Source organism: Stenotrophomonas lactitubi (assembly GCF_002803515.1).
GTDB lineage: Bacteria > Pseudomonadota > Gammaproteobacteria > Xanthomonadales > Xanthomonadaceae > Stenotrophomonas > Stenotrophomonas lactitubi.
Window position 1 is genome coordinate 4,089,912 of sequence record NZ_PHQX01000001.1, and the last position, 25,364, is coordinate 4,115,275.

28 protein-coding genes are annotated in these 25,364 nt (G+C 67.6%); 3 read left to right on the forward strand and 25 right to left on the reverse strand.

What is annotated here, in order from left to right; translation table 11 throughout:
* Nucleotides 1–113: 113 nt before the first annotated feature.
* The 22 genes from CR156_RS19115 to CR156_RS19220 all read right to left on the reverse strand — a co-directional run bounded on the left by CR156_RS19115 (nucleotide 114) and on the right by CR156_RS19220 (nucleotide 20,205).
* Nucleotides 114–614 carry a hypothetical protein gene (locus CR156_RS19115; RefSeq protein ID WP_133120121.1) on the reverse strand — a complete coding sequence of 167 codons (501 nt, stop codon included), beginning with the start codon at nucleotides 612–614 and terminating at the stop codon, nucleotides 114–116.
* Between the two features lie 55 nt (nucleotides 615–669).
* Entirely contained in the window at nucleotides 670–1,110 is a 441-nt protein-coding gene (locus CR156_RS19120) for a hypothetical protein (protein ID WP_025877987.1), read from the reverse strand.
* Nucleotides 1,111–1,147: 37 nt separating this feature from the next.
* A complete protein-coding gene (locus CR156_RS19125; RefSeq protein ID WP_025877989.1) occupies nucleotides 1,148–2,386 on the reverse strand; it encodes a beta-ketoacyl-ACP synthase in 1,239 nt (412 codons plus the stop codon).
* A complete protein-coding gene (locus CR156_RS19130) occupies nucleotides 2,386–3,117 on the reverse strand; it encodes a 3-ketoacyl-ACP reductase FabG2 (protein ID WP_100553983.1) in 732 nt (243 codons plus the stop codon). Before CR156_RS19130 ends, CR156_RS19125 begins: the two co-directional genes overlap by 1 nt.
* Nucleotides 3,114–3,572, reverse strand: a complete 459-nt coding sequence (locus tag CR156_RS19135) for an ApeP family dehydratase (protein ID WP_025877993.1) — start codon at nucleotides 3,570–3,572, stop codon at nucleotides 3,114–3,116. The genes CR156_RS19130 and CR156_RS19135 overlap by 4 nt, the downstream gene beginning before the upstream one ends.
* Nucleotides 3,569–4,756, reverse strand: a complete 1,188-nt coding sequence (locus tag CR156_RS19140) for a beta-ketoacyl-[acyl-carrier-protein] synthase family protein (RefSeq protein WP_100553984.1) — start codon at nucleotides 4,754–4,756, stop codon at nucleotides 3,569–3,571. The genes CR156_RS19135 and CR156_RS19140 overlap by 4 nt, the downstream gene beginning before the upstream one ends.
* Nucleotides 4,753–5,307 (reverse strand): DUF3261 domain-containing protein, encoded by a 555-nt coding sequence (locus tag CR156_RS19145; RefSeq protein ID WP_100553985.1) that lies wholly within the window; start codon nucleotides 5,305–5,307, stop codon nucleotides 4,753–4,755. Before CR156_RS19145 ends, CR156_RS19140 begins: the two co-directional genes overlap by 4 nt.
* On the reverse strand, nucleotides 5,295–6,569 hold the full coding sequence (locus tag CR156_RS19150) for an NAD(P)/FAD-dependent oxidoreductase (RefSeq protein ID WP_100553986.1): 1,275 nt from the start codon (nucleotides 6,567–6,569) through the stop codon (nucleotides 5,295–5,297). Before CR156_RS19150 ends, CR156_RS19145 begins: the two co-directional genes overlap by 13 nt.
* A gap of 62 nt (nucleotides 6,570–6,631) precedes the next feature.
* A complete protein-coding gene (locus CR156_RS19155) occupies nucleotides 6,632–8,977 on the reverse strand; it encodes an MMPL family transporter (protein WP_100553987.1) in 2,346 nt (781 codons plus the stop codon).
* Nucleotides 8,970–9,599 carry an outer membrane lipoprotein carrier protein LolA gene (locus CR156_RS19160; RefSeq protein ID WP_100553988.1) on the reverse strand — a complete coding sequence of 210 codons (630 nt, stop codon included), beginning with the start codon at nucleotides 9,597–9,599 and terminating at the stop codon, nucleotides 8,970–8,972. The genes CR156_RS19155 and CR156_RS19160 overlap by 8 nt, the downstream gene beginning before the upstream one ends.
* Nucleotides 9,596–10,027 (reverse strand): acyl-CoA thioesterase, encoded by a 432-nt coding sequence (locus tag CR156_RS19165; protein WP_100553989.1) that lies wholly within the window; start codon nucleotides 10,025–10,027, stop codon nucleotides 9,596–9,598. Before CR156_RS19165 ends, CR156_RS19160 begins: the two co-directional genes overlap by 4 nt.
* Nucleotides 10,014–11,564, reverse strand: coding sequence for an HAL/PAL/TAL family ammonia-lyase (locus tag CR156_RS19170; RefSeq protein WP_100553990.1), 1,551 nt, complete (start codon nucleotides 11,562–11,564; stop codon nucleotides 10,014–10,016). Before CR156_RS19170 ends, CR156_RS19165 begins: the two co-directional genes overlap by 14 nt.
* Nucleotides 11,554–12,495 (reverse strand): LpxL/LpxP family acyltransferase, encoded by a 942-nt coding sequence (locus CR156_RS19175; protein WP_100553991.1) that lies wholly within the window; start codon nucleotides 12,493–12,495, stop codon nucleotides 11,554–11,556. The genes CR156_RS19170 and CR156_RS19175 overlap by 11 nt, the downstream gene beginning before the upstream one ends.
* 1 nt (nucleotide 12,496) lies before the next feature.
* Nucleotides 12,497–13,267: a glycosyltransferase family 2 protein gene (locus CR156_RS19180; RefSeq protein ID WP_100553992.1), complete on the reverse strand. Its 771-nt coding sequence runs from the start codon at nucleotides 13,265–13,267 to the stop codon at nucleotides 12,497–12,499.
* A complete protein-coding gene (locus tag CR156_RS19185) occupies nucleotides 13,257–14,942 on the reverse strand; it encodes an AMP-binding protein (RefSeq protein WP_100553993.1) in 1,686 nt (561 codons plus the stop codon). Before CR156_RS19185 ends, CR156_RS19180 begins: the two co-directional genes overlap by 11 nt.
* Complete coding sequence (locus CR156_RS19190; RefSeq protein ID WP_089238175.1) at nucleotides 14,935–15,486, reverse strand: COG4648 family protein; 552 nt, start codon at nucleotides 15,484–15,486, stop codon at nucleotides 14,935–14,937. The genes CR156_RS19185 and CR156_RS19190 overlap by 8 nt, the downstream gene beginning before the upstream one ends.
* A gap of 22 nt (nucleotides 15,487–15,508) precedes the next feature.
* Nucleotides 15,509–15,766 carry an acyl carrier protein gene (locus CR156_RS19195; RefSeq protein WP_025878014.1) on the reverse strand — a complete coding sequence of 86 codons (258 nt, stop codon included), beginning with the start codon at nucleotides 15,764–15,766 and terminating at the stop codon, nucleotides 15,509–15,511.
* A 16-nt stretch (nucleotides 15,767–15,782) separates the two neighbouring features.
* The gene (locus CR156_RS19200; RefSeq protein WP_005411610.1) at nucleotides 15,783–16,040 is read right to left on the reverse strand and encodes a phosphopantetheine-binding protein; all 258 of its coding nucleotides are present in this window, start codon (nucleotides 16,038–16,040) and stop codon (nucleotides 15,783–15,785) included.
* Nucleotides 16,027–16,824: a lysophospholipid acyltransferase family protein gene (locus tag CR156_RS19205; RefSeq protein ID WP_100553994.1), complete on the reverse strand. Its 798-nt coding sequence runs from the start codon at nucleotides 16,822–16,824 to the stop codon at nucleotides 16,027–16,029. Before CR156_RS19205 ends, CR156_RS19200 begins: the two co-directional genes overlap by 14 nt.
* Entirely contained in the window at nucleotides 16,817–17,563 is a 747-nt protein-coding gene (locus CR156_RS19210; RefSeq protein WP_100553995.1) for a beta-ketoacyl synthase chain length factor, read from the reverse strand. The genes CR156_RS19205 and CR156_RS19210 overlap by 8 nt, the downstream gene beginning before the upstream one ends.
* A gap of 229 nt (nucleotides 17,564–17,792) precedes the next feature.
* Nucleotides 17,793–18,806: a cytochrome d ubiquinol oxidase subunit II gene (gene cydB / locus CR156_RS19215; protein WP_100462007.1), complete on the reverse strand. Its 1,014-nt coding sequence runs from the start codon at nucleotides 18,804–18,806 to the stop codon at nucleotides 17,793–17,795.
* A 1-nt stretch (nucleotide 18,807) separates the two neighbouring features.
* Nucleotides 18,808–20,205: a cytochrome ubiquinol oxidase subunit I gene (locus CR156_RS19220; RefSeq protein WP_100553996.1), complete on the reverse strand. Its 1,398-nt coding sequence runs from the start codon at nucleotides 20,203–20,205 to the stop codon at nucleotides 18,808–18,810.
* Between the two features lie 307 nt (nucleotides 20,206–20,512).
* Here CR156_RS19220 and CR156_RS19225 point away from each other — a divergent pair, with 307 nt between their 5' ends.
* A complete protein-coding gene (locus CR156_RS19225; protein WP_100553997.1) occupies nucleotides 20,513–21,055 on the forward strand; it encodes a hypothetical protein in 543 nt (180 codons plus the stop codon).
* Nucleotides 21,056–21,144: 89 nt separating this feature from the next.
* On the opposite strand, the gene CR156_RS19230 is transcribed toward CR156_RS19225, so the two are convergent.
* From CR156_RS19230 to CR156_RS19240, 3 genes are read right to left on the reverse strand one after another with little or no spacing between them, the layout of a single operon-like run.
* Entirely contained in the window at nucleotides 21,145–21,360 is a 216-nt protein-coding gene (locus tag CR156_RS19230; protein ID WP_100553998.1) for a hypothetical protein, read from the reverse strand.
* The gene (locus CR156_RS19235) at nucleotides 21,357–22,010 is read right to left on the reverse strand and encodes an RNA polymerase sigma factor (protein ID WP_100553999.1); all 654 of its coding nucleotides are present in this window, start codon (nucleotides 22,008–22,010) and stop codon (nucleotides 21,357–21,359) included. The genes CR156_RS19230 and CR156_RS19235 overlap by 4 nt, the downstream gene beginning before the upstream one ends.
* Nucleotides 22,011–22,047: 37 nt before the next feature.
* Nucleotides 22,048–22,377 carry a hypothetical protein gene (locus CR156_RS19240; RefSeq protein ID WP_100554000.1) on the reverse strand — a complete coding sequence of 110 codons (330 nt, stop codon included), beginning with the start codon at nucleotides 22,375–22,377 and terminating at the stop codon, nucleotides 22,048–22,050.
* 167 nt (nucleotides 22,378–22,544) lie between these two features.
* Between CR156_RS19240 and CR156_RS19245 the strand changes: the two genes are divergently transcribed.
* Nucleotides 22,545–24,923, forward strand: a complete 2,379-nt coding sequence (locus CR156_RS19245; RefSeq protein ID WP_100554001.1) for a S9 family peptidase — start codon at nucleotides 22,545–22,547, stop codon at nucleotides 24,921–24,923.
* Nucleotides 24,920–25,339 carry an NUDIX hydrolase gene (locus CR156_RS19250; RefSeq protein ID WP_100554002.1) on the forward strand — a complete coding sequence of 140 codons (420 nt, stop codon included), beginning with the start codon at nucleotides 24,920–24,922 and terminating at the stop codon, nucleotides 25,337–25,339. The genes CR156_RS19245 and CR156_RS19250 overlap by 4 nt, the downstream gene beginning before the upstream one ends.
* The last annotated feature ends 25 nt before the right edge of the window (nucleotides 25,340–25,364 follow it).

The window sequence follows — 25,364 nt, forward strand, 5'->3', positions numbered from 1 at the left end:
TGTCGGAAAGCCGACACCGGGGAAAGCCGTCACGCGACGATGGCGGCGTGATCGACGGCGTTTCCCCGGTGAGGTTCAGCAATGTGGCGGCGCCGTTCAGCCAGCGGGCACGCTCAGTTGGCCGCCACGTCTTCGGTCATCAGCGGATCCAGGGTGGGTTGTTCGAGCCAGCGCGCCACATCGCCGCCCAGCGCTTCGGCGATCAGCTTCAGCGTGGTGCAGGCGCGGAAGGTGAAGGGCCGGCTGGTGGTGCGCTTGAAGCTGAAATTGCCGACCACGCGGCCGTCCTCCTTCAGTTCGCCATAGATCCGGCCCCACTTCGGCCCGGAGATGGCACCGCCACCGGCGGCATGGGCCTTGGTCACCACGATGTCCAGGCGCCTGCTCTCGCTGCCATCCAGCGGCGCGGCCACGACCCTGCCGGCCGCATGGCGCACGATGCTGTCGCTGAGGTAGCTGCCGAACCGGCACTCGCTGCGGATCAGTTCGCCGCCCACGTCGGTGCGGTAGGGAATATCGGCCGCGACGCGAATGGGTTCATCCGCGGCCTGAGCCTGCAGTGCAGGCGCGCACGCAAAAGCCGCTGCCAAGGCAGCGGCGGTCATCACTTTCATGCTGTTCCCCCTGTGGAACGTTGCCCCGGCACCCCGTGCCGGGGGCAGCGATGGCTTACTTGACCTTGGCGTAGGTGCCCTTCAAGGCCACGCCGGCGACAAAGGTGCCGGCCCAGCACTCGTAGTTGGTCGCGCTCTTGAACTCGTTCTTCTTGTAGTAGCTGACGATGTCGACCACGGCGTTGGCGCCGCGCGACTTGGCACCGTCCTGCAGCGCCAGCAGCGCCGACAGGGCCACCCAGTTGCAGGCCTCGACGTCGCTCTTGTTGGCGGCGTTGGTCTTCTTGTTGGTCACGTCTTCGCCCAGGCGCTGCTGCACGCTGACCGGCTGGCCGGCCAGGTAGAAGCGCACGCTGCCGTCGATGCCGGCATCTTTGGCGGCCTGCGAACTGATCAGTTCGCGCAGGGACTGCTCAACGCGGGTATCGCGCGCCGAAGCGGTGGAAGTCAGGGCCAGCAGCGCGGTGGCAGTGGCGATCAGCAGGGTGCGGCGCATCGGAACGTCTCCTTGTTGAGGTGCGGGTACGGCGGGATCACGCGCTCCAGCGACGGAACACCAGCGAGGTGTTGATGCCGCCGAAGGCGAAGTTGTTGCTCATCACGTACTCGGCCTGCAGCTCGCGGCCTTGCCCGGTGATGAAGTCGAGCTGGCCGCAACGCGGGTCCACCTCGACCAGGTTCAGGGTCGGCGCGAACCAGCCGGCGCGCATCATCTCGATGCTCATCCAGGCTTCGAACGCACCGCAACCGCCCAGCATGTGGCCGACGTAACTCTTCAACGAGCTGATCGGCACGCGGCTGCCGAACACCTGGGCGGTGGCCTGGGTCTCGGCGATGTCGCCGTGGTCGGTGGCGGTGCCGTGGGCGTTCACGTAGTCGATCTGCGCCGGCTGCAGGCCGGCGTCTTCCAGCGCCAGGCGCATGGCCTGGGCCATGGTGTCGGCGCTGGGCTGGGTGACGTGCTGGCCGTCGCTGTTGGTGCCGTAGCCCACGATCTCGGCAAGGATGGTCGCGCCGCGTGCCTGCGCGTGCTCCAGATCCTCCAGGATCAGCGTGCAGGCACCCTCGCCCAGCACCAGGCCGTCACGGCCGGCATCGAACGGGCGCGGAGTGGTGTGCGGTGCATCGTTGCGCGTGCTGGTGGCGAACAGGGTGTCGAACACGGCCGCGGCGGTGGCGTCGAGCTGCTCGGCGCCACCGGCCACCATCACCGTCTGCTTGCCGCTGCGGATCGCTTCGTAGCCCGCGCCCACGCCCTGGCTGCCCGACGTACAGGCACTGGAGGTGGTGTAGACACGCCCGGACAAGCCGAAGAACACGCCGATGTTGACCGGCGCGGTGTGGCTCATCATCTTCAGGTAGGTGGTGGCGCTGATGCCGTCGGTGGTGAACTCATGCAGCATGCGGCCGAATTCGCCGGTGGCCTCGTGGCTGCCCGACGATGAGCCGTAGGCCACGCCGGTACGGCCGCTGCGCAGCACCGGGTGCTCGAACAGGCCTGCCTCACGCAGGGCGACCTCGGTGGCGCGCACCGACATGATCGCGACCTTGCCCATCGAGCGGGTGGTCTTGCGGTTGTAGTTCGGCGGCAGCTCGTAGTCCTGCGCCGGCGCGGCAAGCTTGGTGTTCAGGCCCGCATATACATCCCATTCCGGCATCGAACGCACCGCGTTGCGGCAGCTGCGCAGATGGGCCTGGATGGTCGGCCAGTCGTGGCCGAGCGGACTGATGGCGGCGGCACCGGTGACCACCACGCGACGATCGGCGGCCATCAGATCATCCCTCCATTGACCGAAATCACCTGGCGGGTGATGTAGCCGGCCGGCTCGGACAGCAGGAACGCGACCGTCGCCGCCACTTCCTCGGGCCGGCCGACGCGGCCGGCCGGGATCAGCTTCAATGCGTGTTCGACCACTTCTTCGTTGAGCATGTCGGTCTCGATCAGGCCCGGGGCCACGCAGTTGACGGTGATCTGGCGGCTGGCCAGCTCCAGCGCCAATGCCTTGCTGGCGCCGATGATGCCGGCCTTGGCCGCACTGTAATTGACCTGGCCACGGTTGCCGGCCACGCCGGACACCGAGGACAGGGTGACGATGCGGCCCGGCTTGCGCCGCCGCACCATCGGCATGATCAGCGGATGCAGCACGTTGTAGAAGCCGTCCAGATTGGTGTGGATCACCTGGTCCCAGTCATCCTCGGACAGTGCCGGGAAGGCGCCGTCACGGGCGATGCCGGCATTGCACACCACGCCGTAATAGGCGCCATTTGCCTCCACGTCCGCTTCCAGCGCGGCGCGCGCGGCGGCACGGTCGGCCACGTCGAAGGCCAGCACGCGGGCCTGCTGGCCCAGTGCCCGGATCTCGTCAGCCACTGCCTGTGCTTCTTCCACACGGCTGCGGCAATGCACCACCACGTCGAAGCCATCGCGCGCGATACGCAGCGCAATGGCCCGGCCGATGCCCCGGCTCGCGCCGGTCACCAGCACGCTTCGATTCCCTGTCATGCCTGTCCACTCTCCAGATAGGCCATCGAGTCGGCCGGTTCGAACACCGACACGTTGGCAACCGCCCATTCTTCTTCGCCTGCCAGGATGCGGCAGGCGAACATCCCTAATCCATTGTCGCCCAACAGTTCGCAACGCGCCTGTACCTGCAGGCGGGTGCCGCTGGGGAAGCTGCTGCGCGTGCTGGTGTAGCGCCGGCTGCCGAGCAGGAAGCCCAGCTGCGGCGGGTTTCCGGCCGTGCGCGCCCGGCAGCCGGCCCAGGCGGCGATGGCCTGGGCCATGTATTCGATGCCGACCCAGGCCGGTACGGCACCGTCTTCGATGAACAGGCCGGCCTCGGGCACCACCAGTTCCGCCTCGATGCCGTCCTGGTCCCAGCGCAGGATGCGGTCCAGCAGGCACATGTCCTGGCGGTGCGGCACCACTTCTTCGATGGCATACAACGGCATGTTCATCGGCGCTCCAGTGCCAGCACGGCATTGCTGCCGCCGAAGGCGAACGAATTGCTCAGCACCCGCCGCGGCAGCTGCGGCAGGAAGGTCGCCGGGGCGACCAGCGGCAACGCCGGCAGCGCCGGATCGGCCACGCCGTCCCACCAGTGCGGCGGCAGTTGCTGCTGCGGATTCTCGGCCAGCAGGATCCAGCACAGCGCCGCTTCGATCGCACCGGATGCACCCAGCGTGTGGCCGGTCAGTGGTTTGGTCGAACTGGCCGGCACATCGGTGCCCAGTACCTGCACCACGGCGTGGCTTTCCATCGCGTCGTTGTGACCGGTCGCAGTGCCATGCAGGTTCACGTAATCCACTTCCGAAGCTGCCCAGCCAGCACGCTGCAACGCCTGCTGCAGGGCATCGATGGCGCCCAGGCCCTGCGGGTCCGGTGCGGACATATGGTGCGCGTCGGCCGACTCACCCCAACCCGCCAGGCTGACCGGACCCGGCTCGCGGGTCAGCAGGAACAGCGCGGCGCCCTCGCCGATGTTGATCCCGCAGCGATGCTGCGAGAACGGATTGCAGCGCACGGCGGAGACTGATTCGAGTGCGCTGAATCCAGCGACGGTGAACCGGCACAGGGAATCGGCACCACCGGCGATGACCGCATCGACGATGCCCGAACGCAGCATGCGCGCAGCCGACATCAACGCCTTGGCGCTGGACGAACAGGCCGTGGACAGCGTCCAGGCTGGGCCCAGCGCGCCACTGCGCTCGCGCACGAACTGCGCGGCGGTACCCATTTCCTGCTGCGCGTAGTCGAAGCCTTCGGGCCAATGGCCGTGCTCGGCGCGGGTACGCAGTGCCTGTTCGGATTCACCGATGCCCGAGGTACTGGTGCCCAGCACCACGGCCACGCGCTCGGCGCCGTAACGGCTGATGGCATCGGCAACGGCCGGCGCGATCTGCGCCAGGGCCACGTCCAGCAGCGCGTTGTTGCGGCCACGCAGGGACACCGGCAGTGCTTCCAGCGTCGGCAAGGGGCTGTGCACTTCGCCCAGCGCCAGGGTGCGACCTGGCAGCAGGGTGGCGTTGTCGCTCAGCCCGCCAGGCGCATCGGCAAACAGCGCAGCCGCCACCGCGGCGCGGCCGTCACCCAACGCGCAGACCACGCCGAGGTCGTTGAGGAAAATGGGCGCGCTCTTCATTGCTGGCCGGCCATGTCGATCGATTCGATGCGCAGGGTGTAGCCCTCGGCGCGGTTGTCCAGTTGCACGCTGCCATCGGCCAGGCGCTGCAGTTGCAGCCACACGGTGCCGTCGCGCGACAGACTGCGCAGGCGGCCGTCATCGCTCACCTGCCAGCCGGCCGGCAGCGCGGCGGCAATGGCGTCGGTCGGCCACAGTGCGAACTGCAGGTCGTCCAGCACGCGTTCGGCGCGCACCTGTGGCGGCAGCCACGGTGCACGCTGCTGGGTCAGCTGCTGGCCATCCCACTGCAGGCGCACGCCGGTCTGGCCCATCGCCTGCACGGCCAGCCGCACCTGCTGCGCGTCAGCCTCCAGCAGCGCGTCCAGATCACGCTCGTGGCTGCCGAAGCGGAAGTGCAGCTGCTGCTGCAGGGCCAACGGCGCCGGCAGGCTGGACGGTGCCAGCCGCAACGGCGGCAGTTCGACCAGCGGCCGCGGCATGCGGCTGGCACAGGCGGCCAGCAGCAGGCACAGCAGGACCGCAGAAAGGCGGACGATCAGGCGCTGCACAGTTCCTCCAGCACACGCATGCGGCGGCCGCTGTCGTCGGCCACATACGGATTGTTGGTGTCCCAGGCGTAGCCGGCCAGGATGGAGCTGATCATGTCGCGCACCTGCGGCTGCTGGTCGGGGTGGTAGATGATCTTCTGGAAGCCGCCCTGGTACCAGCTTTCGACGAAGCGGCGGAAGGTTTTCACGCCGGCACGCAGCGGAATCGAGAAGTCGTTTTCCCAGTCAACGGTCTCGCCCGCGTAGCGGCGCTTCAGGCATTCGCTGGCCAGTTGCGCGGATTTGAACGCGATGGTGACGCCGGAGGAGAACACCGGATCGAGGAACTCGCCGGCGTTGCCCAGCAGCGCATAGCCCGGGCCCCACAGCGAGCTGACGTTGGCCGAATAGCCGGTGATGCGGCGTACCGGCAGCACTGCCCATTCGGCGTTGGCCAGCAGCGAGGTCAGGTTCGGATCTTCGCCGACGATGGCCTGCAGCTTCTGCAGATCGTCGCCTTCGTAGCGCTCGAAGAATGACGGCTCGGCAACCACACCCAGCGAGCAGCAGCCGTTGGAGAACGGGATCGTCCAGTACCAGACGTCGATGTGCTCGGGATGGGTGGTGATCAGGATCTTGTTGCGGTCGAAATCCGCTTCGGCCGGGATGTTGTCGCGCACGTGGCAGAAGATCGCGCCACGCACCGGGAAATTGGACGGCGATTCCAGGTCGAGCAGGCGCGGCAGCAGCCGCGCGAAGCCGGACGCGTCGAGGATGAAATCTGCTTCGATGCGGTACTCGCTGCCATCCGGGCGGCGCACGTTCACCACCGGCTGTTCGCCCGGCTCGACTGCCAGCACTTCATCGCCGAAACGCAGGGTCGCGCCCATGCGCTCGGCGCCGCGCGCCAGCACGTTGTCGAAGTCGGCGCGCTGCACCTGGTAGGTAGTGCCCCAGCCCGGCGAGAACTTCTTCCTGAAGTCGAACGCGGTGCGTGCTTCCCCGTGCACGAAGGCTGCGCCGTTCTTGTACTGGAAGCCCGCCTCGACCACGTCCTGCAGTAGACCCGCCGCCTCGATGTATTCCATGCTCTGCGGCAGCAGGCTCTCGCCGATGGAAAAGCGCGGGAACTGCTGGCGTTCCAGCATCAGCACCTTGCGGCCCTGCTGGCGCAGCATCGCCGCGGCCACCGAACCGGCCGGGCCGGCACCGATGATCAGGATTTCGGTACGTTCCACGTCTTCGTGGCTGGAAGAATCAGCGGCATCCACAGCAGTAGTCATCGGTGCGTCCTTGTTGCTCGATCAGGTGGAAAAGCGGAGGAATCGGAATGAAGCGTGTCCGCTCAGGCCGGCGGAACATCATGCGGTGGCGGCCGGAACAGCGGCGAGATCAGCCAGACCAGGCCGATGCCGAACAGCAGGGTGAGCCCGAACGCGCGCAGCGCCGGCGTCTGCGAAAGACCCAGCAGGCCGAACGACAGCCAGGTGCTGGCCGCACCCACGCACACCGCCAGCCAGGCACTGGCGTCGCCGCGGTGCTCGATCAGGAAGATGCCGTAGTCGATGCCCATGCCCAGCAGCAGCATCAGTGCCAGCACATTGAACAGCTGCAGCGGCTGGCCGAACAGGCCAAGCAGGCCCAGGGTGAGCGCACCGGCCACCAGGGTGGGGGCGAATACGCGCCAGGCCTGCCGCCGATAACGCAGCCACAGGGCGCCGAACACCAGCGCGATGCCGACCAGCAGCAGGCCGCCCATCAGCTTGCGGTAATGGCCCAGCAGCTGCGAGAAATCAGCGGTGCGGTCGACCCAGCGCACGCCGTCCAGGCCTTCGGCAGCGCCACGCAGGGTGGCCAGCGCATCGGCACGCGACAGGTCATCGACCATCACCACGCTGATCATCTGCCCGCCTACGTTGCCCACCCACAGGTGGCGGAACGGCTGCGACGCCGGCGAAGCGAGGAAGGCCTCTGCGCTCAGCGGCGCCGCCGCGAATGCAGGGCGCTGCAAGGGCTCGCCCACCGCTTCGCCTACGGCGGCCAGTACACCCGGTTCCACCCGGGCGGTCAGCGCCGCATCGGCCTGCTGCCGCGCAGGCGACGGCAGCCAGTCGCTGATCGCGCGGTAACCGCCGATGCGCTTGTCGCTGGTCAGTTCACGCAGGCGCGTGGTCAGCGCTTCTTCGCGCTGCAGCAGTTGTGCGGCATCGCTGCCCTGCACCAGGTAGAACTGCGCCGGGCTGGGCATGCCCAGCAGCTGGCTGAGGCGGATCTGCTGGGCCATCAGCGCCGGTGGCGACGACTGCAGGCTGCGCAGGTCGTCATTGCTCTGCAGGCGGGCGATGCCGATGGCCGACACCAGTGCGGCCATGCCGAGGAAGATCGCCACCGGGCGACGCCCGTGCAGGCGCGGGAAGCGCTCCAGCGTATTGCCCAGCCACTGCGCGAAGCGGGTGGTACGGATCTCGCCACCGTCCAGCCACGGGAACCAGAAGATCACCGTGAGGAAGGCAGCGGCCAGACCGACCACCGAGAACAGCGCCATCTGCCGCAGGCCGGGGAACGGCGCCAGGCCCAACGCCAGGTACGCCAGCGCGCTGGTCAGCAGGGCAAGCCACAGCCCCGGCAACAGATGCCGCAGCAGCTTCCAGCGGCGGTCGGCCGGCTCGGCCTGGCGCGAAGCAAACCAGTGGATGCCGTAGTCCTCGGCCACGCCAACCAGCGAAGCACCGAACACCAGGGTCAGCACATGCACCTTGTCGAACACCAGCACGGTCACCGCCAGCGCCACACCACAGCCGATCAGCAGCGAGGCGGCAACCAGCAGGATCGGCCGCAGCGAGCGGAATGCCAGCCACACCAGCAGCAGCACCGCCGCCAGCGAACCCCAGCCGATGGTGTTGATTTCCTGATTGGCCTGCACCGCGGCTGCTTCGGCATGCAGCGGCACGCCGGCATGCAGGATCTCCAGGTCCGGCGCAGCGGCCTTGGCCACCTCTCCGGCGCGTTCGAGCAGGCCATCGAGATGGCGCTCGCCATCCAGCCTGAAGGCCGAGCCCGGTGTATCGAACTGCAGTGCCGCCCAGTGCTTGCCCTCGGCCTCCAGCAGACCGTCATCGCCCAGGCGCAGACCGGAGCCCTGGGCCTGCTGCTGCCACCACTGCGGCCACAGCGACAGCGGATCCTGCCGCCACTCGGTCAGGCGCGGCGCGCCCATCGGTCCGTACAGCGCACCCAGCGCCTGTTCGGCCAGCGCAGCGGGTTCGGCCTGCTGCAGCTGCTCGCGCTGGGCCGGGGTCAGCAGGCGGTCGCGGTATGGTGCGTAGAACGCACGCGCGTCATCGAACCAGCCTTCGATCGAACCACTGGGCACCAGCAGCGCGCTGTCGGCATCACTGGCCATTGCCGCAGCGAACGCCGCCTGCGCGCGCTTGGCAGCGGCACCGTCGGCGCTGCCGAGCAGCACCACCACCTGCCGCGAACTGCCATCGGCGATGCGCCGGGTGACGTCGCTGAGCAGGCGGTCATGCGCGTCCTGCGGCAGCAGGGCGAGGATGTCGGTATCGATCCGTGATTCCTGGCTCCACAGGCGCCACTGCTGCGCGCCCAGCACCAGCAACAGCAGCAGCCAGGCGATGCCCAGCCAGTGCCACCAGCGACGCAGGCGATCCGGCGCGGCGCTGTCACTCAAAGCGGCGCGCCTCGTCGGCGTTCAACGTGGCCGGCGCTTCGCTCAGCGCAGTGAACTGGATGCGGGTGCGATCCTGGTTGGCTTCGACGATCTCGACCACGCGCACGTAACGGTCGCCCTGCAGGGTCAGCGACTGGAAGGCCTTGGCCAGCATCGCCGACTTCGGCGTCAGCTTCAGTCGCCAGCCCTGCCCTTCACGCGTGGCCTCGACATTGAACTGGCTGGACAGTGCCTGCACGTCGCCGCTCATCAACGCGAACATGATCGCGTTGACCGAGCGCATCGCCGGCTGCTGGCGCGCGTCCAGTTCGACGCGGGTGCTGCCATCGCGCTGGCGGCTGAGGATGCGGTCGGCGGTGACCACCACCTCGGACGGGAACGGCTTGAGCGTGGACCAGATCACCCCATGCTTGCGCGCGACCACGAACTGGCCCTGCGAGCGCAGCGGGTTCTTGAAGCCGCTGACCTGCTTTTCCTGAGTGAACTGCCCGCGCAGCACGTCCGGTCGGGCGACGGCCTGGGTGATGGCATCGACGGTGGGATCAGCTGCCTGCAGCAGCGGCGCGGCAACCAGCAGCAGCGCGCACAGCAGCACGCGCGGAAGACGAAGGGATCGGATCACGGGGCAGGCACTCCAAGACGCTGCCACAGCACCGGCGGGCACTGGTACAGCATTTCCTTGCTGGCCGCGTCGACCGCGACCTGGATGGTCATCGCGCGGGTCAGCACCTGGCCGCTTTCCGCATCGAGGATCTCATATTCGATCTTCAGCCGGTTCTCCCACTCGACGATGCGCGAGCGCACGCGCAGCGCCTGGTTGAACAGCAACGGCCGCACGTACTTCACCCGTGCGTCGACCACCGGCCACAGGTAGCCCGATTCGAGCATCTGCGGATAGTCGTAGTCGTAGCGCTTCAGCAACGCACAACGGGCGATCTCGAAGTACTTGAAGTAGTTGCCATGCCAGACCACGTTCATCGGATCGCAGTCATGAAATGCGGGGGCCAGCTCGATTTCGCCGACCAGTTCGTTGCCTTCATTCACCGACATACAGCTCCCAGCGTTGCGCGCGGATCTCCACCAGGAGTTCCCGCAGTTCGCGATCCAGCGCGCGGTCCTCTTCGACCAGGGCGATGCGCTGCCCCAGGTCGGCGTACATGTCGGCCAGACTGCCATGCAGCTGCGCGTTCATGCCAACCCGTTCGCGCAGCGCCAGCCCCTGGCGGGCGGCGATCAGCATGGCCGCCACCACCTGTTCAGTCAGCTCGATCACGCGCAGGCAGTCGCGCGCGGCGATGGTGCCCATGCTGACCTTGTCCTGGTTGTGGCATTCAGTGGAGCGCGAGAACACCGAAGCCGGCATGGTCTGCTTCAGTGCCTCCGCCGTCCACGCCGAAACGCTGATCTGCAGCGCCTTCAGGCCATGGTTGATCGCCGCACGCGGGCCGCTGGCCGCCGACAGGTTGGCCGGCAGGCCATGGTTGTAGCGGGCATCGACCACCAGCGCCAGCTGCCGGTCAAGCAGGTCGGCGATGTTGGCCACGGTGTTCTTCAGCGTGTCCATCGCCAGCGCGATGTGACCGCCGTAGAAGTGGCCGCCGTGCAGGATGCGCTCGCCGTCGGCATCGATCAGCGGGTTGTCGTTGGCGCTGTTCAGCTCGGTTTCGATCAGCTGGCGCAGGAACGGCAGGGTGTCTTCCAGCACCCCGATCACGTGCGGCGCGCAGCGCAGCGAGTAGCGGTCCTGCAGGCGTTGCTCGTTGCGCGGCGGGCGCTCGCTGTGCAGGTCGCTGCGCAGGCGCGCGGCAATGCGCGACTGCCCCGGGTGCGGCTTGGCGGCGAACAGGGTTTCATCGAAGTGGTGCGCGTTGCCGTCGCTGGACAGCACGTTGAACGCGGTCAGGCGCGTCGCCATGCGTGCCAGATAATCGGCGCGCTGCCAGGCCAGGCAGGCCAGGCCGGTCATCACCGCCGTGCCGTTCATGATCGCCAGGCCTTCCTTCGGCCGCAGCTTCAGCGGGGTCATGCCGATCTTCGCCAGCACATCGGCAGCCGGCTGCACGCGGCCGTCGTGCAGCACCTCGCGTTCACCGCACAGCACGGCTGCCACGTACGACAGCGGGGTCAGGTCACCACTGGCACCCACCGAGCCTTCAGCGGGAATCAACGGCAGCACATCGTGCTGCAGCAGCGTGGCCAGGCCTTCCAGCAACGGCACGCTGACACCGGACATGCCACGCACCAGCGAGGCCAGGCGCGCAGCCAGCACGGCGCGGGTCTCGGCCGGGTCCAGGTAACGGCCCAGGCCACAGCCATGGTAGGTGTACAGGTGGTGCGGCAGCTCGGCGACCAGTGCCGGCGGAATGTTCACCGTGCACGAATCGCCGTAGCCGGTGGTCACGCCATAGATCACGCCATCCTCGCGCAGCAGGCGGTCGAGGAAGTCGGCACCACGCTGGATATGGGCGCGGAATGCCGGCACATCGCTCAGCGCGGCCTCGCACGTGCGCTGGGCCAGGGCGACCACGTCTTCGATGGTCAGCGGTGCATCGCCGAAACGGCACACGGGTACGGCGTCAATCGTCATGAGGAGCCTGATCCCAGAAGGGGAAGAAATTGAACCAGTCCAACGGGGACTGGATGACCTGGAGTTCCAGCCAGTGCGCCAAGCGCTGCGCCTGTTCGGCCAGTGCGGCATCGCGCGAACCGCGCGGCAGCACCACACGCTCGGCGAACTGTTCGAAGGCCACGCGATAGCCGTCGCCCTGGTGCAGGCACGACATCGTGTAGACCGGGCAGCCCAGCGCTGCCGCCAGCACGTAGGCGCCGATCGGGAACGGCGCACGGTGGCCGAGGAAATCGGCCATCACACTGCGCCCGCCCTGCACCGGCACGCGGTCGCCGACGATGGCCACGAAACCACCGGAGGCAACCTTTTCGGCGAGCATCACAGCCGTGGCCGGGCCCATTTCGGTGACCTGCACCAGCTCCACCGCAGCCAGCGGGTCCAGCCGCTGCAGCAGGCGGTTGAAGCGCTGCGCGTGCGCGGTGTGGACCAGCACGGTGATGCGGAACCCCGGCACCTGCTCGGCCAGCACCTGGCACAACTCCAGGCAGCCGATGTGCGCGGTCAGGATCAGGCCGCCTTCGCGGCGTGCGATCTTGCCCAGCACCAGATCGCGCTGCAGGTGAATGCGTTCGGGCGGATAGCGGCCGCCGAGGCCGAGAATCTTGTCCAGCATCGTGTCGGCGAAGCTGAAGAAGTGGCGCAGGCTGTCGCGCCGGGTCGGCGCATGGCCCAGCGCGCCGGTATGCGCCTGCAACCGCTGCAGGTACTGCATCGAGGCCTGGCGACCGACGCGGTTGCCGAGCCAATGGCAGGCCACCACCGGCCATACGCACAGGCGGAACGGCCAGCGCCCGAACCAGCGATGCACCCAGCACAGGAACAGCACGCCGGCCACCGAGGTGGACTCGCCGATATCGGCCCAGTGCGTGGCGTTCTGCGCGCGGCTCATCTCAGCCCTGCCCCTGCAGCCGGCGCCACAGCAGGCGCGGCGCACGCCAGAGCATGCCGAAGAACAGCCGGGTATGCATGCGGCTGATGCGCACGTTGTCGCGCCACACATCGAAATGCGAAACCCCGTCGGCGGGATAGGTCACGCGCGTGGCCAGGTGCTCGACCGGTACCTGCCGCCAGTAGAGGCGGACCATCACTTCGGTGTCGAAATCCATGCGCCGGCCGATGGTCTCTTCGCCGATCAGGCGCAGCACCGGCGGCAGCGGATACACGCGGAATCCACACATGGTGTCGCGCAGGTGCAGCGACAGCGTGTTGATCCACACCCAGATGTGGGTGGCGTAGCGACCGTACAGGCGCGCCTTCGGCACGCTGGCATCGTAGGCAGGAATGCCGCAGATCACCGCGTCCGGGCGCGCGCGTGCGGCATCGATGAAGCGCGGCAGGTCGCCGGTATCGTGCTGGCCGTCGGCGTCGATCTGCAGCACGTGGGTGTAGCCGCGACGCCGCGCTTCGGCGAAACCGGCCAGCATCGCACCACCCTTGCCCTGGTTCACGTCCAGCCGCAGCAGGTCGACGCCCGATCGCTGTGCCAGTTCCCGCAGCACCCGCGCGCAGGAGGACTGCGAGCCATCGTCGACCAGCAGGCAGGGCAGGCCCGCGGCCTGCACGCCGTCGACCACCGCGCCGATGGCATGTTCGTGGTCGTACACGGGAATGACCACCAGCGGCGCGAACGCGCCGCCAGCGGTGGCCGGCTCAATGCGCATCGGCGAAGACCACCCTGCCGCTGGCGTGCACGCCATGCACGGAGGTATAGCGGAAGGTCAGCACACCGCGTTCGGCGTCCCACTGCAGTTGCAGGGTCAGCTCGTCGCCGGGGCGGGCCACGCGCTGGAACTTCACTGCATCCATGCGCTGGAATCCGGTCGGCAGCACGAAGGCCTGGCGCCCGAAGCGCACCGCCCAGTCCAGCTGGGCCACGCCGGGCAGGATCGCCGCCTGCGGGAAGTGGCCCTGGAACGCGCGCAGCGCGGGGTCCAGCTTCATCCGCAGGGTGGCCTCCGCCTCTTCGCGACAGTCCCAGACCGGCACCGGCATCAGCGGCTGGAACAGCGCGACCAGCGCCGCCTGGGTGACCTTGCCCTGCGCATTGATCGGCAGCGATTCGACCAGGCGCCAGCGGCGCGGCCGGGTGACCGCGTCGTGGCCCTGCGCCAGCCGCGTGCCCAGCCGTTGCCCCAGCGCACGCCGTGCGCTGTCACCGGCACGTGCCAGCGCCGGATCGGCCGGCACCACCACGGCCGCCAGCTGCTCGCGCTGGCCCTGCAGGACCAGCACGCGCACGTCGTCGACTTCTGGATCCTCGCGCAGCGCGCGCTCCAGTGCGTCCAGCGAAACGCGACGTTCTTCGATCTTGACGATGCGGTCGGCGCGGCCCAGCAAGCGGAAGCGGCCATCGGCCAGTGCTTCCACGCGATCCTGGGTGCGCCACCAGTCCGACGTCTCCAGGTGCGGCGAAGCGACTGCGAGGCAGTCCTCCTCGATCCGCCACTGCACGCCCGGCAACGGCTGCCACGGCGGCGCATCGGTGTCCCAGCGCCGCCAAGCGATGCCACCGGTTTCACTGCTGCCATAAACCTCGGTGGGCGCCACGCCCAACCACTGGCGGACCTGGCGCGCTGCGTCCTCCGGCAGCGGGCCGCCGGAGGAAAACACAGCGCGTAGGCGACCGTGCAGGCTGGCCCAGTCGAGCTGCTCGGGCAGGCGCTTGAGATGGGCCGGGGTGGCGACCAGCACCGTATCGGTACCGGCCAGCGCGCCCACCAGGTCTTCGTGGAAGAAGCGCCGGGGCTGGATTGCGCGACCGGCCGCCAGCGGCCACAGCACGCGGAACAGCAGGCCATAGATATGCTGGTGGGACACGGTGCCATGCACCTGGGCGCCGTCCAGCTGGGCGCCGAAGGCAGCCTGCAGCGCATCGACCTCGCGCGCCAGCTGGTCCAGCCGCTTGCTGATCGCGCTGGGCTGGCCGGTGCTGCCGGAGGTAAACACGCACAGTTCGCAGGCGCGCTCGTCCAACGGCTCCAGCGGCGCATCGTCGGCGACGGCGGTCGCCTGCAACGGCTGGTAATCGGCCGACAGGTCACCTGCAAAACCACTCACCTGCGGCTGCAGCGCCTGCAATGTCGCGGGCAGGTTGTCGGCGGCCAGGAACACCCGCTTGCCGGCATGCCAGGCACCGAACAACGCTGCAGCGAAGGCCACGGTGTCATCGAAGTAGAGCGCCCAGTCACGGCCCTCGGCAGTGCTGAAAGCGTCACGCCAGGCCAGTACGCACAGGCGGAAGCCGACGTGGTCGACCGCAATGCCATCGCAGACACCGATGTCGCGGCCGGGCTGCGCCGTGATCAGCAGCCGATCCAGGTCGATCCAGTCAGCCATGCGCGTGCGCTGCCTTGACCCGACGCCGTACCAGCCATTCGCCCCCGAACAACAATCCCATCATCACGTACGCCAACAATCCGTTGTAGAGCATCCAGACCCGGTCCGACGCATACAGCGCGGTGAGCAGGGCGAGACCACCATTGAGAACGAAAAAGCCGCACCACACCTGGGTGACGCGACGGGTATAGATCACCGCGAACGGTGGCAGGTCCGGCTCCTGCAGGCGCGCCAGGCGTTCCACCAGGGGCGGACCGAAGCGCAGGCTGGTGGCGAACACCGTCAACATCACCACGTTCACCAGCGCCGGATACAGCTTCAGCGGCAGCGCCTGGTTGAGCACGGTGGCCAGCCCGGCCAGCAGGCCCGCGCCGGCGGCAGCGGCCCACCACAAGGGTTGCCGGGTGCTCAGCGCGCGCAGCAGGGCCAGCGCAAACAGCAGCAGCGCCAGCCAGCGCGGCTCGAAGCGGCCCATCGCCGCGTAGACCAGCACCGGATAGGCAAGCGAAATCGCTGCCACCACGACCATGCGTGCCCGTGCCATGGTCGCGGCGTCCGTGCTGCTGTCAGGCAGCGGCCTGACCGGGCAGCAGGCCATGCACGACATCAACGATGTCCTGCACGGTGCGCACGGCCTTGAACGCTTCAGGCTGCAGGTTGCGGCCGAGCAGCGGCTTGAGCTGCACGATCAGGTCCACGGCATCGATGCTGTCGATGTCCAGGTCGTCGTACAGGCGCGACTCCGGGCTGATCCGCGCCGGCTCGATCTCGAAGCTGTCGGTCAGGATGCGGACGATGCGCTCGAACAATTCATTCTTGGTCATGGCAGTTCCTGGCGCCTTACGACTGACGGGCGGCGACGAACTCGCCGAGCGCGCGCACGCTGGAGAAATGGCGACGGGTTTCTTCCGAGTCGGCCGAGAGGCTGACACCGTACTTCTTCTGCAGCGCCAGGCCCAGTTCCAGCGCATCGATCGAGTCCAGGCCGAGGCCTTCCACGAACAGCGGCGCGGTCGGATCGATGTCCTCCGGGGTGATGTCCTCCAGCGAAAGCGAGGAAATGATCAATTCCTTGATCTCGTGCTCAAGTGCTTGCACGGGTCGGATCTCCAGACAGGTCGAAATAACGAGTGAGGTGGTCGGTGACGCGACGGGCCGCCAGGGCATCCCCCCTTGGCGAGTCATCTTCGGCCAGAAACGGCGCGATCGGGATATCTTCGCCGATCTGCAGCCGAACGTGAAAACGACGTGAGGGCACACGATACCACTTCTGGCCCTTGGTCAACGTCGGCGGGGTGCAGGTGATGCGCACCGGGGTGATGTCCAGGCGCCCGCGCACGGCGATGTTGGCGGCGCCGCGCTGCAGCCGCAGCGGCTGCCCGGGCACGCTGCGGGTGCCCTCCGGGAAGATGACCAGGGTGCCGCCGGCATGCACGGCCGCCGCGCAGTCATCGACCAGGCCAGCGCCGTCATCATTGGAGATGTAGCCCGCCGCGCGCACCGGGCCGCGCATGAACGGGTTGCAGGCCACCGCCCGCTTGACCACGCAGTCGGCGTTGGGCAGCAGGGCGATCAGGCAGACCACGTCGATCAGGGTCGGATGGTTGGCCAGCACCAGCAGGCCGTCGCGCTGCAGGCGCTCGCGCCCTTCGACCTGCAGGGTCATCACCCCCAGCCGGCACATCAGCCACACGTGGCTGGCGAAGGCGCGCTGGACCAGCCGGCGGGCCCGGCGACGACGCGCGACCGGGTCGCGCATCAACAGCAGCACCGGCATCACCAGCACGCCCAGCAGTAGCCCGCCTACGCCGAACGCAGCAAAGCTGAAGCCGGTGCCGAACACCCGCCAGGCATGATCGAGGCGGCGCAGCGCTTCAGCCACGGCGGCGCCAGGACCAACGCTGGCCTTGGGTCACATGCTGCAGCAGCGGATCCCCGGCCAGCAGGAAGCGGTGCAGGTCCAGCGCATGCGGCAACAGGCCCGGCGCGGTCGGATCGACGTCGTCGGCGACCTGCCAGGAAAGCGAAAGATCGGTGGCACCGGCGGTGCCGACGGGTGCCAGACGCCAGCACCAGGCAAAGAACGGGTCGGGTTCGTCGGCGAATTCGGCGTAAACGTCGGGCAATGGGGACTCATAGACCACGATCCGCACTTCGCGTGCACCATCACCGAGCAGGCCGACGGCCTCCAGGCACGCCGCTTCCACCGTCGACTGGCCGGCAGACAACGCAAGGTAGTTGCCACGGTGGCCGCGGGCGATCGAGTACAGCGCGGCGATGGCGTTGTGCACCGACAGGCCGAAGCCGGTGGGTGACAGCGGCTGATCGGCCACCAGCGAGCCCAGCAGGTCCATCGAACGGGCGACATCGCCATGGCGGCTGGCGAACACCAGCGGCACCTGGCTGTCAGCGCCCTGCCCGTCCTCGCACCAGCACGCCGCCTGGATCGCCATGCGGCCCAGGCGCTCGATACGGCGGCGCTGCATGGCCGGAATCTCGGCCAGCGCCGGCGTGTCCTCGCCCTGCGGCAGGAACGGCGACCCGGCCCAGCCCATCCATTGGCTACGCTCGGTCAGGCCAGGCGCCCAGGCGGCCCAGTCGACAACGGAAAATTCGATCATTACCGGTGATGTTTCGATGGGCGAACGAGAGTCTCGAGCCATTACGGCGACACGCGGCTGCCCCCCATTCCTGCAGCCATGCATCCGTCCAGGACGTCGCCGGCTGCCCCCCTGGCTGCCGGAAAGGAGCGCACGCTAGCACGTCCGACACAGGGATGACATGTTTCACAAAACACAACGGGGAGCGGTCAGTGACCGCGCCCCGCGTGGACTGAACCAGCGAACGGATTCAGTGGTAGCCGGCGTCGGCGCGCACCTTGCCGCGGAACACCCGGTACGACCACGCCGTGTAGCCCAGGATCACCGGCAACAGCAGCACCAGCCCGACCAGGGTGAAGCTGAGCGAAGAGGCCGGCGCGGCGGCCTGCCACAGCGTCATCGACGGCGGCAGCAGGTACGGCCACATGCCCAGCACCAGGCCAGCGAAGCCGAGCACGAACAAGGCCAGGCTGAGCAGGAACGGCGGCAGGTCGCGACGCGGATGGGTGGCACTGCGCCACAGCGCGATGGCCACCGCCAGGGTCAGCAGCGGCACCGGCGACAGCCACCAGAAGTTGCCGTCGCTGAACCAACGGTCCATCAGCCGCGACTGCAGGAACGGCAGCCAGCTGCTGACCAGGCCCATCGCCGCGATCACCGCCACCACCAGCGGGCGGGTCATCTGCCGGGCCAGCGCCTGCACGCGCCCTTCGGTCTTCAGGATCAGCCAGGTGCTGCCCAGCAATGCGTAGCCGGCCACCAACGCGGCACCGGTCAGCATGGCGAACGGGCTGAACCAGCCGAACGCACCGCCCTGGTACACGCCATCGACCAGCGGCAGGCCCTGCACCAGCGTGCCGAGGATCACACCCTGGGCAAAGGTGGCCAGCAGCGAGCCGAGGCCGAACGCCACGCTCCACAGCCGCCGCGAACGGTGCGCCTTGAAGCGGAACTCGAAGGCCACGCCACGGAACACCAGTGCCACCACCAGCAGCAGCACCGGCAGGTACAGCGCCGACAGCAGCACCGCGTAGGCCTTCGGGAACGCCGCCATCAGGCCGGCGCCGCCGAGCACCAGCCAGGTCTCGTTGCCGTCCCAGATCGGCGCGGCGGTGTTCATCATCAGGTCCAGCTGTTCCTCGTCCTCGGCGAATGGCGCGAGGATGCCGATGCCGAGCACGAAGCCGTCCAGCACCACGTACATCAGCACGCCGAAGCCGATCACTGCGAACCATGCCACCGGCAGCCAGGTCATCAGGTCCATGTCAGCGCTCCTCCAGCGGTTCGTCGGCGGCCGACAACGGCCGCGCCGGGGTGTGGCTGCCATGGTCCAGCGACGGGCCTGCGTCGTACGGCTGCGGGCCATGGCGCAGGATCTTCACCAGGTACCAGATGCCCCAGCCGAACACGAAGGCGTAGCCGACCACGTACACCGTCAGCGACAGCGCGGTCATCCACGCGCTCTGCGGGCCGACCGCATCGGCGGTGCGCAGCACACCGTAGACGACCCACGGCTGCCGTCCCATCTCGGTGACGAACCAGCCCGATATCAGCGCGATGAAGCCACTGGGCAACATCCAGTTCCAGCCGCGCAGCAGCCACGGCGAATCCAGCAGCTTCTTCCGCCACAGCTGGAAGGCCGAGACCCAGGCCAGCACCAGCATCAGCGTGCCCAGCCCGACCATGATGCGGAAGGCGAAGAACACCGGCGTCACCGGCGGCCGCTCGCTGGCCGGCACCGAGGTCAGCGGATCGAAGGTGCCGTCCAGGCTGTGGGTGAGGATCACGCTGCCGAGCTTCGGGATGGCCACTTCGAAGTCGTTGCGTTCCTCCTTTTCGTTCGGCAGCGCGAACACCACCAGCGGCACGCCCTCGCCCTCCTTGGTCTCATGCCAGTGCGCTTCCATCGCCGCGATCTTCATCGGCTGATGCTTGAGCGTGTTCAGGCCATGCATGTCGCCAACGAAGATCTGCAGCGGCACGGTCAGCGCGGCGAACGCGACGGCGGCGATCAGCATCCGCCGGCCGGCCTCCACGTGCGTGCCCTTGCGCAGGTACCACGCACCGACGCCACCGATCACGAAACAGGTGGTGATGAACGAGCCCAGCGCCATGTGCGCCAGGCGGTACGGGAAGGATGGGTTGAACACCACCTGCCACCAGTCGACCGGATGCACGATGCCGTTGACCATCTCGTAGCCGGCCGGCGTATGCAGCCAGCTGTTGGACGAGAGGATCCAGAACGTCGAAAACAACGTGCCCAGCGCCACCATGCAGGTGGACAGCCAATGCAGGCGCGGCGACACCCGACCCCAACCGAACATCATCACGCCGAGGAAGCTGGCTTCCAGGAAGAACGCGGTCAGCACTTCGTAGGTCAGCAGCGGGCCGATGACCGTGCCGGCCACTTCGCTCAGCCGCGGCCAGTTGGTGCCGAACTGGAAGGCCATGACGATGCCGCTGACCACGCCCATGCCGAACGACACGGCGAAGATCTTCTGCCAGAAGAAATACAGCTCGCGCCACACGGGCAGCTTCGTGCGCAGCCAGCGCCATTCGATGAAGGCCAGCCAGCTGGCCGTGCCGATGGTGAAGGCCGGGAACAGTACGTGGAAACTGATGACGAATCCGAACTGGATCCGCGACAACAACAACGCTTCCAAGGGACGCCTCCTGCCAGGAGCCGGTGGGATACCAGACCACTTTAGGGGGATATCGTTAAGCCGGGATGCGACCGGGTGACGCGCTGCTTCACTTTGTCGCAGGGGGAGGCGAATTCAGGAACGGGCGCGATTTCAGATTGGCCGGACAAACTGCAACTCGTCCCATATCTGCGGGCCTTCTGACGTGCGAGGCTCTTGCAGCCCCGGGTTGCTGACTGCAGTCGGCCAAGCTCGACAGGTGGTACCTCCGTTCTTGCCGAATCCTCACAGAACATCGCTCAAATCAGCCAAATCATTCAGATAGCCAATGATCACAACTCCGCAACGCCGTGAACTTCTGCGCGCACTCTATTCCACCGAAAGGCTCTACCTTGGCTTCTCAGCCTCGTCGATTTTCCAGGAGCAGCCAGCGCGCAACTTTCTGGATTCGTTGTGGAACTTGGTTGCGACAGGCGACATGCCTTCACAACGTCTAATGAGCGAGACCCATCTCTATCTCGAGAACGCCGTTCCACTCGACCAGTACGGTGTTTCAGCCGCTGACAATAAAGGCGAGGCGTTCGTTCTGGCCTTGGATTCCCTGGTGCTTTTCCTGACCGATGAACCTGCAGAATCGCTTGATTTCATCCCTGAGGAATTCGAAAGATTAGTTGTCGAGGAAGTGGTGACCGATGAGATGATCGATCAGCTGGGTCCAACACGCCAAACGCTGCTGGTCACGAAGGAGGTCGAAGCAGAGATTGACAATCATCCGCTGATCAGGGCGTTCGTCAGCCAACTTCAGCTGGACGAATGGAAGTCCAAGAGCATCGATCTGAATCCTGAAGATATTGAAAAATCGAAGGCCTGATCCAAGAGACCCCGTGGACGGATTTCAGATTGGTTCGATCTGGTTCGAAGCACTGCGGTTCTATAAATGGCTCCAGGTTTGATCTTCAATCAGTGCCAGAAGTACCAGACCGCTGCAGCCAGCAGCGCGCCGAACAACACCACCTGCACCACCACATAGCCCACCCCACTGTCGCGCGACTCAGCGGCAATGCGCTTCTGCAGCGCCTCGCTCACATCCGGTGTCTGTTCCTGCTGCGCCTGCTCACGCAACGCCTGCGCCAGCGCGCGCTCTTCCGCATCGCGAGGGTCGGTCGGTGGGTTCACAGCAGTTCTCCGGCGGTGGCGTGCCGCACCAGTTCCTGCTTCAGGACCTGGCGCGCACGGTACAGGTGGCTCTTGATGGTACCGCGGGCCAGGCCCGTCACCTGTTCGATCTCGGCCAGATCGAAATCCTCCAGATAGTGCAGGCCTACGATCAGGCGCTGCGGCGCACTCAATCGTTCCAGCGCAGCCCCGAGGTGGCGGCCGGCCTGCAATGTCTCGCTGAGTTCCGCCGGGCCCGGCCCGTCGTCACCAACGCCCAGTTCCTCGGGCGCTTCCACCGCCACCATCCACTGCGCCTCCAGCCGCCGCCGTCGCAGGTACTGCAGCGCGGTGGTGTAGGCCACGCGCGAAATCCAGGTACGCAGCGAGGATTCGAAACGGAACCGGTGCAGCTGGCGGAATACCGCCAGGAACGTTTCCTGCAGCAGGTCGGCCACCTGGTCGCGGTCGCCGACCATGCGGCCAATCACATGCGCGCAGGTGCGCTGATGTGTTTCCACCAGCTGCGCGAAGGCCGGTTGCGAGCCGTCGATGATGGCGCGCACCAGCGCCTGATCCGCATCCAGCGGCTCGGCAGGGGTGGTCGCCGCCGCGGCATCCTGTCGATGCCGCCCCCGCAATGCGGCCAGCGCTTCCCCCAGCAGGCTCATGCGTGGGGCTCCTCCTGTGCCCGCAGCATGCGCCGGCTCAGCCCTTGCGCACTGCGGGGCGGGTGAAGTGCCAGGCCAGCAGCTGACCCAGGCCGGCGCTGCCGACCATCGCGGCGGCGGCGCCGAACGTCAGGTCGCGTGCACCGATCGCCTCCAGCAGCGCCATGGCCAGTGCCAGGCACACCAGGCTGATGCCCCAGCGCAGCGCGCCCTGGCGGCGGCGCTCCTCTTCCAATACCGCCAGCGAGCGGATCACCTCTTCCGGCACGTGCGGCGCCACCAGCTTGCTGCGCGCACGCGCATCGGCGATGGCATGGATCGCATAGGCGGTGCAGATGAAGAGGGTGATCGGGATGAGTTCCTGCATGGTCGTGCTCCTGTCCGCTGGATGATGCGGGTTCAGGAGATTGGATGCGCGACCCTGCCGACCGGTTGCATCGCTTTGCCGATCCCGCTGCCATGACCTGTGGCCCCTTCCCCCGGCCCTTGCGGCTGCTACGCTTGCCCGGTTTCCTCTTCTGGTGCTGTCCGCCCATGTCCCGAGTGCTGCCCCTGTCCCTCCTGCTGTCTGCCGTGCTGGCCGCTCCGGCCGCCCAGGCCGCGCCGACGCCGATCACCATCGAACAGGCCATGGCCGATCCGGACTGGATCGGTCCGCCGGTGGAGAAGGCCTGGTGGTCGTGGAACAGCCAGCAGGTGGAATACCAGCTCAAGCGCAACGGCAGCCCGGTGCGCGACACCTTCCGCCAGCCGTTGGCCGGTGGCGTGGCCGCGCAGGTGGCCGATGACCAGCGCGGCAGCCTCGACGTGGCCGATCCGGTCTATGACCGCAGCCGCAGCCGCAGCCGCAGCGCCTTCGTGCGCAACGGCGACGTGTTCGTCCGCGACCTGCGCAGCGGTGCGCTGACCCAGCTGACCCGCAGCAACGAACGCGCCGCCGGCGTGAACTTCGCCGCCGACAACGGGGTGATCTGGCGCGTCGGCCAGAACTGGTTCCACTGGACCGCCGCCAGCGGCGTGCAGCAGGTGGCCAGCCTGAAGGCCGACAAGGATCCCAGCACGCCGCCGAAGGCCGACGTGCTGCGCGACCAGCAGCTGCGCACGCTGGAAACCCTGCGCCGCGACCGCGAACAGCGCGAGGCGCTGAAGGACCAGAACCAGCGCTGGCGCCAGGCCGACCCGACCCGCGCACCGGGCCCGGTGTTCCTGGGCGCCGACGTGGAGATCGTCGACAGCGTGCTGTCGCCGGACCTGGGCCACCTGATCGTGACCACCAAGCCGAAGGACTTCGATGACGGCCGCGGCGGCAAGATGCCGCTGTACGTGACCGAGTCGGGCTACGAGGAAACCGAGGACACCCGCACCCGCGTCGGCCGCAACGGCTTCGAGCCGCACACCCTGTGGTTCGTGGATGTACGCAGCGGCAAGGCCGAGAAGCTGTCGCTGTCCAGCCTGCCGGGCATCGGCACCGATCCGCTGGCCGAGCTGCGCCGCAAGGCCGGCAAGGACGCGCTGAAGGGCGAGCGCAGCGTGCAGGTGATGAGCGACTTCATGGGCGGTGGCATCCGCTGGAGCGCTGATGGCCAGCAGGCCGCGGTGATGCTGCGCGCCAACGACAACAAGGACCGCTGGATCGTCAGCGTTGCCGCTGCCGACGGCCGCGTGCAGAACCGCCACCGGCTGACCGACAACGCTTGGATCAACTGGGGCTTCAACGATTTCGGCTGGATGGCCGATGGCCGCACGCTGTGGCTGCTGTCCGAGGAATCGGGCTTCTCGCACCTGTACACCCAGGCCGGTGGCAACAAGCCGCAGGCGCTGACCAGTGGCAAGTGGGAGACCTCGGCGCCGGTGCTGTCGGCCGACGGCAAGGGCTTCTACTTCCTGTGCAACCAGCAGGCCCCGCATGACTACGAAGTCTGCGCGGTCGATACTGCTGCCCGCCAGGTGCGCGAGCTGACCAACCTCAATGGCGTGGAAGATTTCTCGCTGTCGCCGGACGGCCAGCAGTTGCTGGTGCGCTATTCCGGCGCCTACCTGCCGGCGCAGCTGGCGGTGGTGCCGAGCACCGGCGCTGGCCAGGCGCGCGTGCTGACCGATACCCGCACCGCCGACTACAAGGCGCGCCAGTGGATCCAGCCGAAGCTGGTGGCGGTGCCGTCCAAGCATGGCGCCGGCGTGGTCTGGGCCAAGTACTACGAGCCGGAAAACAAGGAACCGGGGAAGAAGTACCCGATCGTGATGTTCGTGCACGGTGCCGGCTACCTGCAGAACGTGCACCAGCGCTACCCGGCCTACTTCCGCGAGCAGATGTTCCACAACCTGCTGGTGCAGAAGGGTTACATCGTGCTGGACATGGACTACCGCGGCAGCGAGGGCTATGGCCGCGACTGGCGCACGGCGATCTACCGCAACATGGGCCATCCGGAACTGGAAGACTACAAGGACGGCCTGGATTGGCTGGTCGACACCCAGCAGGGTGACCGTGACCATGCCGGCATCTACGGCGGTTCCTATGGCGGTTTCATGACCTTCATGGCGCTGTTCCGCTCGCCGGGCACGTTCAAGGCCGGTGCCGCGCTGCGCCCGGTGGTCGACTGGCACCAGTACAACCACGGCTACACCAGCAACATCCTCAACACCCCGGACATCGACCCGGAGGCGTACCGCGTGTCGTCGCCGATCGAGTACGCGCAGAACCTGCAGGACAACCTGCTGATCGCCCACGGCATGATGGACGACAACGTGTTCTTCCAGGATTCGGTGAACCTGACCCAGCGCCTGATCGAGCTGCACAAGGACAACTGGTCGATCGCGCCGTACCCGCTGGAGCGCCACGGCTACGTGCGTGCCGACTCCTGGCTGGACCAGTACAAGCGCATCCTCAAGCTGTTCGAGCAGAACCTGAAGTGAGTGCTGCCGCGGCCACGATCCACATCGTGGCCGCGGTCATCCTCGATGATCGCGGCCGGGCGCTGGTGGTGCGCAAGCACGGTGCCAGCCGCTTCATCCAGCCGGGCGGCAAGCCCGACCCGGGCGAGGCGCCGCTGCAGGCACTGGCACGCGAACTGCACGAGGAACTGGGCGTGCGGTTGGATGCCGCCTCGGCGCTGCCGTTGGGCACGTTCGAGGACTGGGCGGTGAACGAGCCCGGCCACCGCGTGCAGGCACAGGCCTGGCGGGTGTGGATCGAAGGTGAGCCGTGCGCACGTGCGGAGATCGCCGAACTGGCCTGGGTGCCGCTGCAGCCGCCGCACGGCCAGCCCTTGGCACCCTTGAGCGAACACCATATCCTGCCGGCGGTCGCTGCCCTGGCGACGGCTCGCTGACGAAGCGGGCACCGCCCAGCCGGAC